Raw genomic sequence first — 12889 nt, 5'->3', positions numbered from 1 at the left:
GTCAAATGGGCTACATGGAGAAAATCTATTCAGCCTGGGTTGCCGGCTGCCTTGGCTGCGTGAAATACTCCGTCCCAGGTTTGATCCCTACGGTAATAAAGCGACGCTAATGACCCGTTCCATCGCGACATGGCTACTTTTCCTGCTGGCTATCACCCTGGTGATGCCCATGGGCGCCATGGCGAGTGCTTTTCATCATGGTCATGATGATACCTGTCCCGGCGTGACCGGGCTGGAGACGGCCCCGGCGAGCCATGCCGCCGAAGCAACGACGGAAGATCATGAGCGCCAGTCGCTGAGCTGTTCCTCGACCGGTTTCTGTGCCGCCCTGGTGCCCCAGGCCTCCGGCATGTCCGCTGCATCGGCACCACCGCGCCCGATGCCCGTCCAGGCGTGGCCCTGGTCACCCAGCGATCGCCTCGATCGTCCTCCTCGCGTTTGAACAGCATTTCTTGACGTCATCTCCCGCCTGAGACGGGGGGTGATCGCTGTTCGAATAACGAGGAAACCGATTCCATGAAGCATCGTCACTTTCTGCTCTATTCCACACTGGGCGGGCTGGCTCTTTCCACATCCGGCCTGCTCAGCAATGTCGTGGCCGGCCGCCATGGCGGGACCTCCCGGCGCTTCATCGAGCATGAAGAGCTGGGCATGATGGCCACGGTTCGGATTCGCTGATTTACCACCTTATTCGCCGGCGACCTGCTCCCCGCAGGCTGTCGGCCAGCAACGAGTCAATGCACATGACACGATACCGATTGCTTCTTCCCCTGCTACTGCTGGCGCTGCCACTTGCCGGTTGCTCAGGTGAGTCCGAAGGCATCAGCCTCGAGGAACTGCGCCAGAAGACGCACATTCATGGCGTGGCCTTCGACCGCGCCGACAGCCAACGAATCCAACTGGCGACTCACCACGGCTTTCATGTCATAGATGCCGACGGCAGGGCACGACAGGTCTCCAGCGAGACACACGACTTCATGGGCTTCTCGCCCCATCCGCAGGAGGCCGACACCCTCTTCGCCAGCGGCCACCCGGCGCGCGGTGGCAACCTCGGCGTCATGGTTTCCACCGATGGCGGCAGCACCTGGGAGCAGCGTTCCGCCGGCGTCGATGGGCCGGTCGACTTCCATCAGATGACGGTCAGCGAGGCCGACCCCGACGTACTCTATGGCGCCTATGCCGGCCGGCTGCAGGTTAGCCGTGACGGGGGGCATGAGTGGCAGGTGCAGGCCGCTGTACCAGAGGGGCTGATCGATTTGGCGGCATCCAGTCGAGACCCGGATCACCTCTATGCCGCCACCCAGTCGGGGCTATTGATGAGCCCCAATGGCGGGCAGCGCTGGCGGCAGGTTCATCCCCAGCGCAACCCGGCCAGTGTCGTGGTGGCGAGCGGTGGCGAACTGTATGCCTTCATGCTTGGAGTGGGGCTGATCAAGGCCGATGAGGCGACCCGGGAGTGGGAGCCGCTCAGCGGCGACTGGGGCGAGCGCTACTTTACCCACCTGGCGGTGGACCCCGCGGACCCGCAGCGCCTCGTGGCTGCCGACAACCAGGGCGTGCTGCTGCTCAGCGAAGACGGCGGCAGGGAGTGGTCAAGCCTGTGACCTCCGCTCCCTCATATACTGCAACCGACATGGATGAATCATGATGGACTATCCCCAGATCGACCCGGTGGCCATCGCCATCGGACCGCTGCAGATCCACTGGTATGGCCTGATGTACGTTGTCGGCTTCGTTGCCGCCTGGCTGCTGGGGCGCTATCGTGCCCACCGCCTGGGGCTGAGCCACGATGACATCGGCGACCTGCTCTTCTATGCGGCCATCGGCGTCGTTGCCGGTGGGCGCCTGGGTTACGTGCTCTTCTACGGCATGGATCAGTTCTTTGCCAACCCGCTGTGGCTGTTCAGCATCTGGGACGGGGGCATGAGTTTCCACGGTGGGCTGATCGGGGTTCTGCTCGCCGCGCTGCTGTTTGCGCGCAAGAAACGCCTGGCCTTCTTCCAGTTGACCGACTTCATCGCCCCGCTGGTGCCGATCGGCCTGGGGGCCGGGCGTATCGGCAACTTCATCAATCACGAGCTGCCGGGCCGGGTGAGCGAACTGCCCTGGGCCATGCCGTTTCCCCACATGGGGCCGGAGCCGCGTCATCCGTCGGCACTCTACGAGTTCGTGCTGGAGGGGGTCGTGCTGTTCGTGGTGCTGTGGTGGCTTTCGAGCCAGCCACGCCGCCGCGGCTTGATTTCCGGCATGTTCCTGCTGCTCTATGGTGTGTTCCGCTTTGCCGTCGAGTTCGTGCGCCTGCCCGATCCGCATATCGGCTTCATCGCGTTCGGCTGGGTGACCATGGGCATGCTGCTGACCCTGCCAATGATCATTGGCGGCGTGGCACTGATAGTATGGTCGCGTCAACAGGTCCAGGACACGAAAGCGGCACTGACGCCGAGCCGAGAGACCTGACGGCATGCAATAGGTCATGACTGACCCGACAAGCGATGCGATGGGAGGAGAGTTATCCATGCAAGGAAGCCGGAATGCTGCGCCTCAGTCCAGGGTCGGGCACGAGGAGGCACAAAGCTCGGAGGGCACGCCAGGTAGCGGCCCAGGCAAGCGTCGCAAGCGCTGGAGCAAGCTTGTTCTGTTCATGGTGCTGGCTCACCTGGTGGGACTGGCTTCCTCCGTCGAGGCCCTGATGTCGAGCCGAACGTCCGAAGGGGCCATCGCCTGGATCGTGTCCCTCAATACCGTGCCGTACGTGGCGGTGCCCACCTATTGGGTATTCGGGCGAAACAAGTTCGAAGGCTATGCGATGTCTCGTCGCGACGAGGACTCAGGGATCACTCGAGCACTGTCCGGAAAGCTCAATGAGTTGCGCTCGCATCGGGTCGAGTCGACGAGGAGCAGCCACTATCTGGATGGCGTGGAGCGCCTGGCCAAGTTGCCGCTGATGGGCGGCAACGAGACAACGCTGCTGATCGATGGTGAAGAGACGTTCGAGAGTCTGTTTGCAGGGATCGAGGCTGCCGAGCGCTATCTGCTGGTGCAGTTCTATATCGTCAGGGACGACGATATTGGCACCGAGTTTCAGCAGCGCTTGATCCAGAAGGCGAGGGAGGGGGTGGCGGTCTATTTCCTCTATGACGAGATTGGCAGCTACGCCTTGTCGAGTGACTATGTGAAGGAGCTGGAGGCGGCGGGTGTCAATGTCCATCGCTTTCACTCGACACGGGGGCCGGGAAACCGCTTCCAGCTCAACTTCCGCAACCACCGCAAGGTGATGGTGGCCGACGGAGCCACGGCGTGGCTCGGCGGGTTCAATATCGGAGACGAATATCTGCACGGGGAGGAAGGTATCGGGCCGTGGCGAGACACCCATCTCAAGATCGCAGGGCCGGCGGCGCTGGCCCTGCAACTGGTGTTTCTCGAGGATTGGCACTGGGCCACGGAAGAGCTGCCCGAGCTACCCTGGGAGCCGGTGGTGCGCTCCGAGCAGGATGCACCGGTACTGATCCTGCCCTCCGGCCCGGCGGATCGCTTTGAAACCGCCAGCCTGATGGTTCAGCAAGCCATCCACTCTGCCCGGGAGCGAATCTGGTTTTCGAGCCCCTACTTCGTGCCAGACGAGGGCGTGCAGTCGATGCTCAAGCTGGCCGCGATCAACGGGGTGGACGTAAGAATCCTGATCCCGGAGCAGCCTGACAATCTACTGCTCTACTACGCTGCATACGCTTTTCTGGGGCCGCTCTTGGATGCCGGCGTCGAGATCCATCGTTATGAAGCCGGCTTTTTGCACGGCAAGGCGTTCCTGGTAGACGATGTCAGCGCCGCGGTTGGAACGGTTAACCTGGACAATCGTTCGTTTCGATTGAATTTCGAGATTACCGCAATGGTGGTGGATCCGACGTTTGCGGCCGATGTCGAAGCGATGTTCGAGGCGGATTTTGCTCGCTCCCGTCGAATGGAGCTCGAGGAGATCGAGAATCAGCCGCTATGGCATCGCGTGGCTGCCCGGGGGGCTTACCTGTTTGCTCCCGTTCTCTAGATCTTTCCCAGACAATCGAAGCCAGGCCGATGACGTGTTTCCGGTATATCGCCGTAGAAGTGTAAGGAGGTCGATATGATGACGACTAACCTTTCAATGACCTTCCACCCCTGTGGTGAAGGTTGCGCAAGAGGCAATGAAGAATGAAACATAATGGCAGCAATAGCGCATGGCCATCGCCATTTCGCCCCCGTCCAGCGGTATGGGCTACTGTACTGAGCCTGGTGCTCACTGGTGCCATGCTGATGTCGGCCGCTGCGCTGGCCGACGAGCCCGACGAGGAAGCGGCATCCGAATGGCCGAAGGGGCACCATCCGTTACCGGAGGCAGGCGACGTCATCGGCGAGAACTATACCGTCGAGGCTCGGGAGGAGGAGACGCTGCTCGATATCGCTCGTGACCACAACGTGGGTTACGAGGAGATCCGCCTGGCCAACCCAGAGGTGAGCGTATGGCTGCCCGGCGAAGGTACCGAAGTGGTCATCCCAGGGCGACACATCCTGCCCGCCGTGGCTCGGGAAGGCATCGTGATCAACATTGCCGAGCTTCGGCTCTACTACTACCCGCCGGTCTCCGAGGGTGAGACGCCTCGGGTCGAGACCTACCCGATAGGCATTGGGCGCGAAGGGTATGACACCCCGCTGGGCAAGACCAAGACCACCATGAGGCTGAAGGACCCGGCCTGGTATCCGCCACGTTCCATGCGTGAAGAAGCGGCCGAGAGGGGCGAGCCGGCTCCCGCCGTGGTGCCGCCGGGTCCGGACAACCCCCTGGGCCGTCACGCTATCCTGCTGGACATCCCAGGCTACCTCATCCATGGAACCAATGATCCGGATGGCATCGGCATGCGTGCCAGCCGTGGCTGTATCCGGATGTTCCCCGAAGATATCGAGTCTATCTTCAACCGTGTACCCGTGGGTATGCAGGTCAATATCATCAACCAGCCGATCAAGGCTGGCTGGGATGGCGATATGCCCTATGTGCAGGTCTTCGAGACGCTCGAGGACCAGGAGTACGGTATGGCGGCACTGATGGAGACCCTGTCTTTGCTGGAGCGCAACAGCGACGAGCCTTCCGTGCCGTTGAACTATGAGCAGCTGCGCTACCTGCTGGAGAACCCCAACGGCGCGGTCGTGGCACTGGAGCAGGCGCCGGAGCCTGAACCGGCGCCTGAATCGGAGCCTGAAGCGGGAGGGCTGTATGACGAGCTCGCTACCCTATAGATGCCAGGGCGTGTAAGGCATGACCAGCAAGAGGACGGGCGCCCAAGGCGCCCGTTTTTTAATCCGCATTGGCTAGAAGCCTGTCGGACGATCGGTCAAGTCCGACAGGCTTCTAGTGCTGGTGGTCGCCGGACTGGCCATCCGCCAGGGTATAGCGGATATAGAGCACCACGGACCAGATGTCGTCTTCGTCCAGCTTCTCCTGGAAGCGGGGCATGGCGCTGGCCTTGTTGCCCTCCTTTATCAGCCAGGCGTATTCACCGGCCGCATGAGCGGCGCCATGCAGGGCCAGATTGGTCGGGCTGGGGTCGTAGTAGGCAGCGGCGGGTGCCAGCCCGTTTCCTTCTCCGCTAGGTCCGTGACAGGCCGAGCAATAGCGCTGATAGACCTGCATTCCCTGAGCCAGGGTCTCGGCATCGGGCTCCAGCGGGCTTTCGCGCTCAGCCCACTCCTGTGGTGCCGCCCATCCATGACCTCCATCCCCATGGGCGTGGTCATCGTCGCCGTGAGCGGCATGGTCATCGTTGCCATGGGCGTGGTCATCGTCGCCGTGAGCGGCATGGTCGTCGTTGCCATGGGCATGGCCATCATCACCATGTGCCGCATGGTCATCGTTCCCATGGGCATGGCCATCATCACCATGTGCCGCATGGTCATCGTTGCCATGGGCATGGCCATCATCACCATGTGCCGCATGGTCACCGTCGCCATGGGCGTGGTCATCGTCGCCGTGAGCGGCATGGTCGCCGTTGCCATGGGCATGGCCATCGTCGCCGTGAGCGGCATGGTCGTCGTTGCCATGGGCATGGCCATCGTCGCCGTGTACCGCGTGCTCTTCATTGCCATGGGCGGCATGAGCGTGGTTGTCCTCCGAGCTGTGTCCATGGCTCTCATCGGCATGGCCAGGGCTGGCCAGGGCGAGGGCGAGTGCCAGGCCGCCTGCAAGCACGATGGAAAAACGCAGCAGTCGGCCGCGATCCTGAGTGGCCACCTGAGTGGCAGAGTGGTATCGATTAGGGGTAGTCATGAGTTGCTCCTGAATACGGTCAAGCGTATGACGACGCGCTGGTCGCATCGTTTCGGTAACGGTATTCAGGCGAATCTGGGGGGGCGCTTGAGCAGATAAGCGGGTGATGGTGGAGAGTGCCCCGGCATGAACAGCGGCTGCTGCGTCATGGCATAGGCGGGAATAACGGCATTACCGGCGGTACCCATCATGCAGTGGCCGTTTCCGATGCAGGATGAGGTGCAGTCTGACGTTTCTGAGTGATTGTCCTGCGAACACTCGTCATGGCTGCTCTCCTGGCTCGCATGATGCGTGGCATCGGACATGGCATCGATACTGGCCGCGGCGACGCCTCCCGCCGAGAGGGCGAGAACGAGGAAGAGATAGGCGAGTTGGACCATGAATCGACGCATGCGGAGCGGAACCTCGAAAACGTCAGGCGATTGAACACTACCGATCATCGCTGCTATGCCGTGATCAGGCAATCGCCAGGTAGTCTTGGCAGGGCCTGATCAGCCGATTCCTGATCTCAGTCAGGAATCGGTCAACCGTATTGACGCGGATAACCGAAGGGTTGGTTGATGATACGCCGGGAGCGAAAACGAATGGCAATCCGAGGGGCAGGCGCATGGCCTCGCTCCGACTTATCCCCGGGTATCGAATGACAGCACGCCGTCCACATCGGAGAAGGTCATGCGCATCTGCCAGGCGCCGGCCATGGGCAGCGTTGATCTGGCGGCAAAGCTGTCGGGGCCGGTTTGCCGAGCGGTCACCGTCATCTCCATGTCATGACCGGGCATGGTGAATACGATGGGAACCTGCATGGCTTGCCTGGGAGGGCTGCCATCCGGGCCCCGCAGCCGGAAGGAGAGTCGCGCCTCCCTGTCGGCATCGATAGCCAGGCTGCCCGAAACGGCCCACTGATGCACGGTGCCGGAAAAATGTACCCCGCCCTGTTCGGTGCCGGGCTCTGCCGGCACATGGCCATCGACCTGAAGGGTGGTTTCGTTCCCCGCCATGAAGGGCATGGCGAACAATACGGCCAGCACCAGCAGGATAGGGATACCCAGTGCCAGCGCAATAAGGCGGGACGAACGAGCCGCTGGATCGGGGGCGGTGCGAGAGCCAGTCATGGGTGGACACTCCAGAGTGAGGTTGGGCAAGCGTACGGCTGACGGACCGGTTCATCATGCCATGTTGCCGCCGGCCTGGGGCAGGAGTCGCCACTCTCATGATGTCGGTCAAACTCTTGCCGGCCATGTCGCCCCCTCGTGCTGCAAGAGAGAGCGGCAGGCTGAAGCAGAGTGGCCTCAGCGTGGCCACTTGGGCAACGGAGTGACCAGCCCAAATGAGTTAAGCGCCCGGTCTACCCGGCCCATTACCTAGTGTCCACTGATTCAAATCAAAAGCTATCTGACGGAAAATCTGCGTGTAGGCCCAGGTTGCGGGTGTCCGTGAGGTTATGAAATACTCGCCATTCCACTGGCTCAGAAGTACGTCACTCCATGCCTCGATTCTCCTGTCACTGGCTCCCAAGCCTGCTGATGGCCCTGGTACTGGCCGTCGCGCCACCCGTGGCCGCGGGGGGGCATCACGGCGATGTCTCCTGCCTGGAGAGCCTGGCCGTTCTGGATCAGGCAATGGCGTGGGAGAAGGCCGATTCGGAAGAGCCGCTTTTCAACGTAGCATCTCCTTGCTGCATGCCCTGCCTCCAGTGCGGGACGCCTGTGATGGCTGCGGACAGCCGTGCTCTGGCATCTTTTCCCATCCTTTATGGTCCTGCCCAGGAAAATCCCCTCGGGCCACCGGACCCCATCGAGCGTCCTCCTCGCGCCTGAACGTCACCACCGAGTAATGCTGCGGGTCATCGATCCGCCGTGAAGATGTTTATGTGTCGAGGAAAATCTGATGAATCGTCGTGAATTCGTGGGCTACTCAGCGTTTGGGGCTCTCCTAGTGTCTACTGCCAGCTACATGGGCTACGCCATGTCGCGTCAGCATCCCCATGGTGAGGGCCCAGCCAGCCTGGCTGCATTGCCAAACGGTGGCCAGCCCCTTCAACCTCTGCCGCGTATCATCAACCTGAGCGATGCTGCCGGCCGCTTTCGCAGCGCGTTGACCCCAGGTCCCCATAACGTGCCTCTGAATGATGAGCTCGAGGCCAAGTTATGGCTTTACAACGGCAAGGTGACGCCGCTGATCGAGGTGCGTGAGGGGGATGAGCTGGACATCACCCTGATCAACGAGCTGGAGCAGGAGACCACCGTGCACTGGCATGGCGTGCCGGTTCCCCAGGCGCAGGATGGCACCCCCTGGGATGCCGTGGCGCCAGGCGAATCACGCCGCTACCAATACACCTTCCCGGAGGGCAGTGCCGGCCTGCACTGGTTCCATCCTCATCCCCACCAGGGTACCGCCCAACAGGTGGCCCATGGTCTGGCCGGCGCCCTACTGGTGCGTCCGTCCCAGGATTCGTTGCCGATGGAGGTGGAAGAGCACCTGCTGATGGTCAGCGACCTGCGCTTGAATGCGGATGGCGCGGTGGCCCCCCATACCGCTGAGGACTGGATGAACGGCCGAGAGGGCGAGCTACTGCTGGTCAATGGCCAGCGCGAACCGCGTCTGGATGTAGCACCGGGCACTACTCTGCGCCTGAGGCTGATCAATGCCTGCGCCGGCCGCTACCTGCGGCTGCGCCTGGATGAGCATGAACTGACCTTGATCGGCACCGATGGCGGGCTTATCGAGCGCCCCCAGCCGGTTGAGGAACTGCTGCTCACCCCGGGTGAGCGCGCCGATCTGCTGGTGCGGGTGAGTGAGCAGGCCGAAGGGCGCTTCTGGCTGGCCAGCCACCCCTATGAGCGTGGATGGATGGGCGATCGACCGCCTCATCTGGACCAGATCGCGCCGCTGCTGGCAATCCATACCCGCAACTCGGGCGTGCAGCCCGCCGTCACGCTGCCCACACCATTGGGGCGCGTCGAATCCCTGGGCGAGCCGGCGGTGCAGCGTCTAGTGGAACTGACCGAGGTAATGCCTGGCCATGAAGAGCACGGCGCCGGCCACGGAGACCCTCACGCGGGTCACGGCAGCGGCAGCCATCATGGCACCCATGGCCCGGGGCATGGGGCAGACCATGCGATGGATGAATTGGTATCCCTCCCCGAGGTGGACTTCCTGATAAACGGCCGCGCCTTCACCATGGATGAGATCCTGTTTGAGGGCCAGGCCGGTGAGGTGGAGGAGTGGGAGGTCTTCAATAACTCACATATGGACCACCCCTTCCATGTGCATGGCACCCACTTTCAGGTAATCGCCACCCGCGATGCCGACGGTGAGTGGCGGGAGGCGGCCTGGCTGGCCTGGAAGGACACTGTCAACCTGGCCCCCTACCAGCGCCTGAAGCTGCGCATGGTGTTCCGCGAGCCCGGCGACTGGCTGTTCCACTGCCATATCATCGAGCACGAGGAGCTGGGCATGATGGCGACAATCCGGGTGAGCTGATCGATTGGTCGCGTCGCCAGTCGGTGAAGGGGAGGCAGGTGGTGAAGGCCGAGAGTGAAGTCGGGTCTTGATCTTCATCAAAGCGACCGACGGTAGTCGTACCCATACTGAATCAATGGCACGTTATTCTCAGAGATCATCATGAGCCTGTACGGATTACGCAGATCACTGTTTTCTCGATGGCCGGGAATCCTGCTGCTCTGGCTGCTGGCCTGGACGGTGGGAGTGGCCTATGCCTGCTCGCCAACGCTGGAAGTAAACGCGCAGTCGACCCAAGTGACCGTAGCTGCAGCGTATGAAACTGCAGTTGTGGATGCCCAGACCTGCGACGGTCACGCTCCCGGTGTCACGGCCAGCCTTGGCAAGGTGCCAGCAGATGACCTTCGCAGCCTGACGGCTGTTGCGTGGTTACACCTCGATCTGCTGTCTTCTCCTCTCCTTCCTGCCTTGCGGGGCAAACCATCGCGCCTGTTTGGCCAATCACCGTACTCATCTCCCCCTGTATATCTCGCCACGGCACGGCTGCGTATCTGAGACCAACTCGCTTTCGAATGGGCCGAGCATAGGGTTCATTTTGTGCAATTTCAGCCCTTTCTCATCCTGCTGCAATGGCCCACGTTGTTGACCCTCATCATGTTCCCTCTTCTGGTTGTGGTCTCTGTGCGACTGGTTCGCCGCGAAGAAGAGATGGCCATGAAAGAGTTTGGTGAGGAGTACAGAGCATATAGGAAGCAAGTTGCGGGTTTTATACCCGAGTGCTTTGCAAAGCCCATGCTCATTCCCGGGGGAAATGAAGCATGCCGTCTGACCCCGATGGCTGGTCGAATCTGTGTACAGAAAACTTGGAAAAAGAGGTAAATATCCCATGAAAACTAAAGATCATCGTCTAGGCGTATCCGAAATCAACCTGGTGACTCGGCACCTGAAGCTTGAGCCCAGCGACGCGGAAGCGATTGATGCTGCTGTCTCCGATATAGACGAGCTATACGGACTGGATAGTGTTGCCTTCGACCCAAAAAAACGGAGGCTGGACCTGGAGTACGACGCATCGAGGCTGTGTCTCGACTGCGTCGAGGAAGTTCTGGAGAAGCACGCTGTGAAAATCAGCCAGGGTTGGTGGAATCGATTCAAGGAGGAACACTATCGGTTTGTTGATCAGAACGTGAAGGACAACGCTAGACAGGAGCCATGGAGCTGTCATAAGACGCCGCCGACTGATAACAGGAAGTGATAACGGTTTAAGAAAACACGAGGTGGGGTTTTTCCGGGGTGTCTGTTTCGCGACAAGCCGTAGGGCTAAAGTTCAACAAGGTAAGAGAGGGTAACACGATGAAAAGCATGAAAAATAAACTGATTCTTTTGGTGCTGCTGGCATTCTGGGTATCCGCGCCCCTGTTAGCTGAAGATGGCGACTATTTCCAGTCGGCGGATGGCATGAACGTCTATATCGGTATCCTGCCGGCGGAGATGGTCAAGGACCATCGCATCGTTCATCAGGGGCGTGAGGGTATTGGGACGCGTGAACAACACTTGGTCGTAACCTTGGTGGACCAGGCGAGCGGCCAGCGGATTGAGGATGCCAAGGTGGCAGGACGCCTGCGACATGAGGGACATGCAAGTGAGTTCCTCCCGCTGGAGCCGATGGAGATTGCCGACACGATTACCTATGGGAATTTTTTCAGCCTTCCGGAAGAGGGAGCCTACAGTCTTCAGCTGCGTATTGAACGAACCGGTGAGCCGACCACCGAGGTCGAGTTCCGTCACCGCCATGTGCAATGAGTGCCAAGGGGCGAATCGTCTGTGACTGATCTTATACGGTAATCAGCCGCGCTCGCCCCTGATCATTCTCATGAGTCGAAATGCGATGTCCTTGCGTACAAAAGCTGTCTAGAGAGGAGGAGGAGATGGGCCATCACGCAGCAGCCAGTAGAGCTAGTGGAAAGGAGGCGACGTCCTCAATAAAAGCTAATGCGCCGATCAGGAATCGTCGATTCGGACAGCATATCGTTGTTGCACTGATCGGCGCCATGGCGGCTTATCTTTTTTGGTTAAGCCGAATGGAGTGGGATGCCGAGATGCGTACCTGGCGAGCCATCGGTGACGCTGCTTTCATCCTGTTATTCGTTGCCATGACGATAGGTCCTGTGGCGAGAATATGGCCTAGGAGACTGAGCTTCCTTGTGAATTGGCGGCGAGCCTTCGGAATATGGTTTGCGATTTTTGCCTCTGTGCATGCTTTTCTGGTGTGGGATGGCTGGGCACGCTGGTCTATCCGCGGTTTTTTTGGCTATCAGGAGCTGCCGGTGGTGGGGCTTTCGGGCCCGGTACTTGTGGACCCGGGCTTCGGACTTGCCAACATGGTCGGTTTAGTCGCCCTCTTCTTTGGACTTTTCCTGTTTGCCATATCATCCGACAAGGCCATGCGCTTCCTGGGAAGCTCAACATGGAAGCATCTTCAGAACTACGCCTATGTGGTTTTCTACCTAGTGTCGCTTCATGGGATCTACTTTCTTTTCCTTCATTATGAGCCGAGTCTCAGGAATCTATTTTTTCAGCGTGGGGTGCCGGACCCTAATTGGTTTCGATTCTGGTTCATCGGCCTCGTCGGGACTGTCTTCTTGTTGCAGTCTACAGCCTTGGTAAAAGTCGTTTTACAGCGAAGAAGAAAGGGTGGTTCTGCGCATGATGGGCAAAACCAGTGAGAGTCGACTTATTCTCTGGCCTTAGGGGTCAGCAGTCGCGATATCCAGCAGGCATCATGGAAATGGTTGCATACCGTAGCAATGGCGATCGTCAAGGGAACGCCCATGAAGGCGCCGGGAATGCCCCATAGCATGCCCCAGAAGAAAATGGAAAAAACGACGACGAAGGGGGAGACGGCAAGGGCGCGCCCTTCGAGCCTGGGGTCAAGTAAGTTGCCGATCGAGAACTGGATGAGTGTCATGCCGAGGAGAACCAGTGCCGGGGTCTGCCATGACTCGAACTGGACAATGGAGAAAAGGACCGGAGGAAAGACCGCGAGAATGGAGCCGACAAAGGGTATGTAGTTCAGCGCGAAGGCCAGTATGCCCCCCCCACTGTCAAGCTAGATGGAGCCTCAGCGGCTGTTAGACTCTG

Annotated in this window: 15 protein-coding genes; 11 read left to right on the top strand and 4 right to left on the bottom strand. The window is 60.2% G+C overall.

Annotated features, from left to right (window positions below):
* Positions 1-109 precede the first annotated feature (109 nt).
* The 6 genes from KZO25_RS03175 (at position 110) to KZO25_RS03150 (ending at position 5262) form a co-directional block, all read left to right on the top strand.
* On the top strand, positions 110-442 hold the full coding sequence (locus tag KZO25_RS03175; protein WP_223135847.1) for a hypothetical protein: 333 nt from the start codon (positions 110-112) through the stop codon (positions 440-442).
* 74 nt (positions 443-516) lie between these two features.
* Positions 517-678 carry a hypothetical protein gene (locus tag KZO25_RS03170; protein ID WP_223135846.1) on the top strand — a complete coding sequence of 54 codons (162 nt, stop codon included), beginning with the start codon at positions 517-519 and terminating at the stop codon, positions 676-678.
* Between the two features lie 65 nt (positions 679-743).
* Positions 744-1604 (top strand): WD40/YVTN/BNR-like repeat-containing protein, encoded by an 861-nt coding sequence (locus KZO25_RS03165; protein WP_223135845.1) that lies wholly within the window; start codon positions 744-746, stop codon positions 1602-1604.
* Between the two features lie 40 nt (positions 1605-1644).
* Entirely contained in the window at positions 1645-2457 is an 813-nt protein-coding gene (lgt, locus tag KZO25_RS03160; protein WP_223135844.1) for a prolipoprotein diacylglyceryl transferase, read from the top strand.
* 184 nt (positions 2458-2641) lie between these two features.
* Complete coding sequence (gene cls / locus KZO25_RS03155) at positions 2642-4039, top strand: cardiolipin synthase (protein WP_223135865.1); 1398 nt, start codon at positions 2642-2644, stop codon at positions 4037-4039.
* A 239-nt stretch (positions 4040-4278) separates the two neighbouring features.
* A complete protein-coding gene (locus KZO25_RS03150; RefSeq protein WP_223135864.1) occupies positions 4279-5262 on the top strand; it encodes a L,D-transpeptidase family protein in 984 nt (327 codons plus the stop codon).
* Between the two features lie 112 nt (positions 5263-5374).
* Here KZO25_RS03150 and KZO25_RS03145 read toward each other — a convergent pair whose 3' ends face one another.
* From KZO25_RS03145 to KZO25_RS03135, 3 genes are all read right to left on the bottom strand, one after another.
* Complete coding sequence (locus KZO25_RS03145; protein WP_223135843.1) at positions 5375-6289, bottom strand: c-type cytochrome; 915 nt, start codon at positions 6287-6289, stop codon at positions 5375-5377.
* A gap of 65 nt (positions 6290-6354) precedes the next feature.
* On the bottom strand, positions 6355-6681 hold the full coding sequence (locus KZO25_RS03140) for a hypothetical protein (protein WP_223135842.1): 327 nt from the start codon (positions 6679-6681) through the stop codon (positions 6355-6357).
* Positions 6682-6912: 231 nt separating this feature from the next.
* Positions 6913-7401 carry a FixH family protein gene (locus KZO25_RS03135; protein ID WP_223135841.1) on the bottom strand — a complete coding sequence of 163 codons (489 nt, stop codon included), beginning with the start codon at positions 7399-7401 and terminating at the stop codon, positions 6913-6915.
* A 775-nt stretch (positions 7402-8176) separates the two neighbouring features.
* Between KZO25_RS03135 and KZO25_RS03130 the strand changes: the two genes are divergently transcribed.
* The 5 genes from KZO25_RS03130 (at position 8177) to KZO25_RS03110 (ending at position 12474) form a co-directional block, all read left to right on the top strand.
* Complete coding sequence (locus KZO25_RS03130) at positions 8177-9772, top strand: multicopper oxidase family protein (RefSeq protein WP_223135840.1); 1596 nt, start codon at positions 8177-8179, stop codon at positions 9770-9772.
* 141 nt (positions 9773-9913) lie between these two features.
* Positions 9914-10306 (top strand): hypothetical protein, encoded by a 393-nt coding sequence (locus KZO25_RS03125; RefSeq protein ID WP_223135839.1) that lies wholly within the window; start codon positions 9914-9916, stop codon positions 10304-10306.
* A gap of 331 nt (positions 10307-10637) precedes the next feature.
* On the top strand, positions 10638-11003 hold the full coding sequence (locus tag KZO25_RS03120; protein WP_223135838.1) for a cation transporter: 366 nt from the start codon (positions 10638-10640) through the stop codon (positions 11001-11003).
* A 98-nt stretch (positions 11004-11101) separates the two neighbouring features.
* The gene (locus tag KZO25_RS03115) at positions 11102-11551 is read left to right on the top strand and encodes a hypothetical protein (protein WP_223135837.1); all 450 of its coding nucleotides are present in this window, start codon (positions 11102-11104) and stop codon (positions 11549-11551) included.
* A 125-nt stretch (positions 11552-11676) separates the two neighbouring features.
* Positions 11677-12474, top strand: a complete 798-nt coding sequence (locus tag KZO25_RS03110) for a ferric reductase-like transmembrane domain-containing protein (RefSeq protein WP_223135836.1) — start codon at positions 11677-11679, stop codon at positions 12472-12474.
* Positions 12475-12482: 8 nt separating this feature from the next.
* Here KZO25_RS03110 and KZO25_RS03105 read toward each other — a convergent pair whose 3' ends face one another.
* On the bottom strand, positions 12483-12836 hold the full coding sequence (locus tag KZO25_RS03105) for an AI-2E family transporter (RefSeq protein WP_262488823.1): 354 nt from the start codon (positions 12834-12836) through the stop codon (positions 12483-12485).
* Positions 12837-12889 lie beyond the last annotated feature (53 nt).

The organism is Halomonas sp. ANAO-440 (assembly GCF_019915905.1).
Taxonomy (GTDB): Bacteria; Pseudomonadota; Gammaproteobacteria; order Pseudomonadales; family Halomonadaceae; genus Halomonas; species Halomonas chromatireducens.
The sequence above is the reverse complement of the archived record's forward strand: the minus strand, read 5'-3'. Positions and strand labels throughout refer to the sequence as shown.

Excerpts from the sequence above, each read along its gene's own strand:
- lgt (WP_223135844.1), top strand. The coding sequence starts at position 1,645 with ATGATGGACTATCCCCAGATCGACCCGGTGGCCATCGCCATCGGACCG.
- KZO25_RS03120 (WP_223135838.1), top strand. The coding sequence starts at position 10,638 with ATGAAAACTAAAGATCATCGTCTAGGCGTATCCGAAATCAACCTGGTG.
- KZO25_RS03110 (WP_223135836.1), top strand. The coding sequence starts at position 11,677 with ATGGGCCATCACGCAGCAGCCAGTAGAGCTAGTGGAAAGGAGGCGACG.
- KZO25_RS03125 (WP_223135839.1), top strand. The coding sequence starts at position 9,914 with ATGAGCCTGTACGGATTACGCAGATCACTGTTTTCTCGATGGCCGGGA.
- KZO25_RS03165 (WP_223135845.1), top strand. The coding sequence starts at position 744 with ATGACACGATACCGATTGCTTCTTCCCCTGCTACTGCTGGCGCTGCCA.
- KZO25_RS03175 (WP_223135847.1), top strand. The coding sequence starts at position 110 with ATGACCCGTTCCATCGCGACATGGCTACTTTTCCTGCTGGCTATCACC.
- KZO25_RS03145 (WP_223135843.1), bottom strand. The coding sequence starts at position 6,289 with ATGACTACCCCTAATCGATACCACTCTGCCACTCAGGTGGCCACTCAG.
- KZO25_RS03115 (WP_223135837.1), top strand. The coding sequence starts at position 11,102 with ATGAAAAGCATGAAAAATAAACTGATTCTTTTGGTGCTGCTGGCATTC.
- KZO25_RS03140 (WP_223135842.1), bottom strand. The coding sequence starts at position 6,681 with ATGCGTCGATTCATGGTCCAACTCGCCTATCTCTTCCTCGTTCTCGCC.
- KZO25_RS03135 (WP_223135841.1), bottom strand. The coding sequence starts at position 7,401 with ATGACTGGCTCTCGCACCGCCCCCGATCCAGCGGCTCGTTCGTCCCGC.
- cls (WP_223135865.1), top strand. The coding sequence starts at position 2,642 with ATGGTGCTGGCTCACCTGGTGGGACTGGCTTCCTCCGTCGAGGCCCTG.
- KZO25_RS03150 (WP_223135864.1), top strand. The coding sequence starts at position 4,279 with ATGCTGATGTCGGCCGCTGCGCTGGCCGACGAGCCCGACGAGGAAGCG.
- KZO25_RS03170 (WP_223135846.1), top strand. The coding sequence starts at position 517 with ATGAAGCATCGTCACTTTCTGCTCTATTCCACACTGGGCGGGCTGGCT.
- KZO25_RS03130 (WP_223135840.1), top strand. The coding sequence starts at position 8,177 with ATGAATCGTCGTGAATTCGTGGGCTACTCAGCGTTTGGGGCTCTCCTA.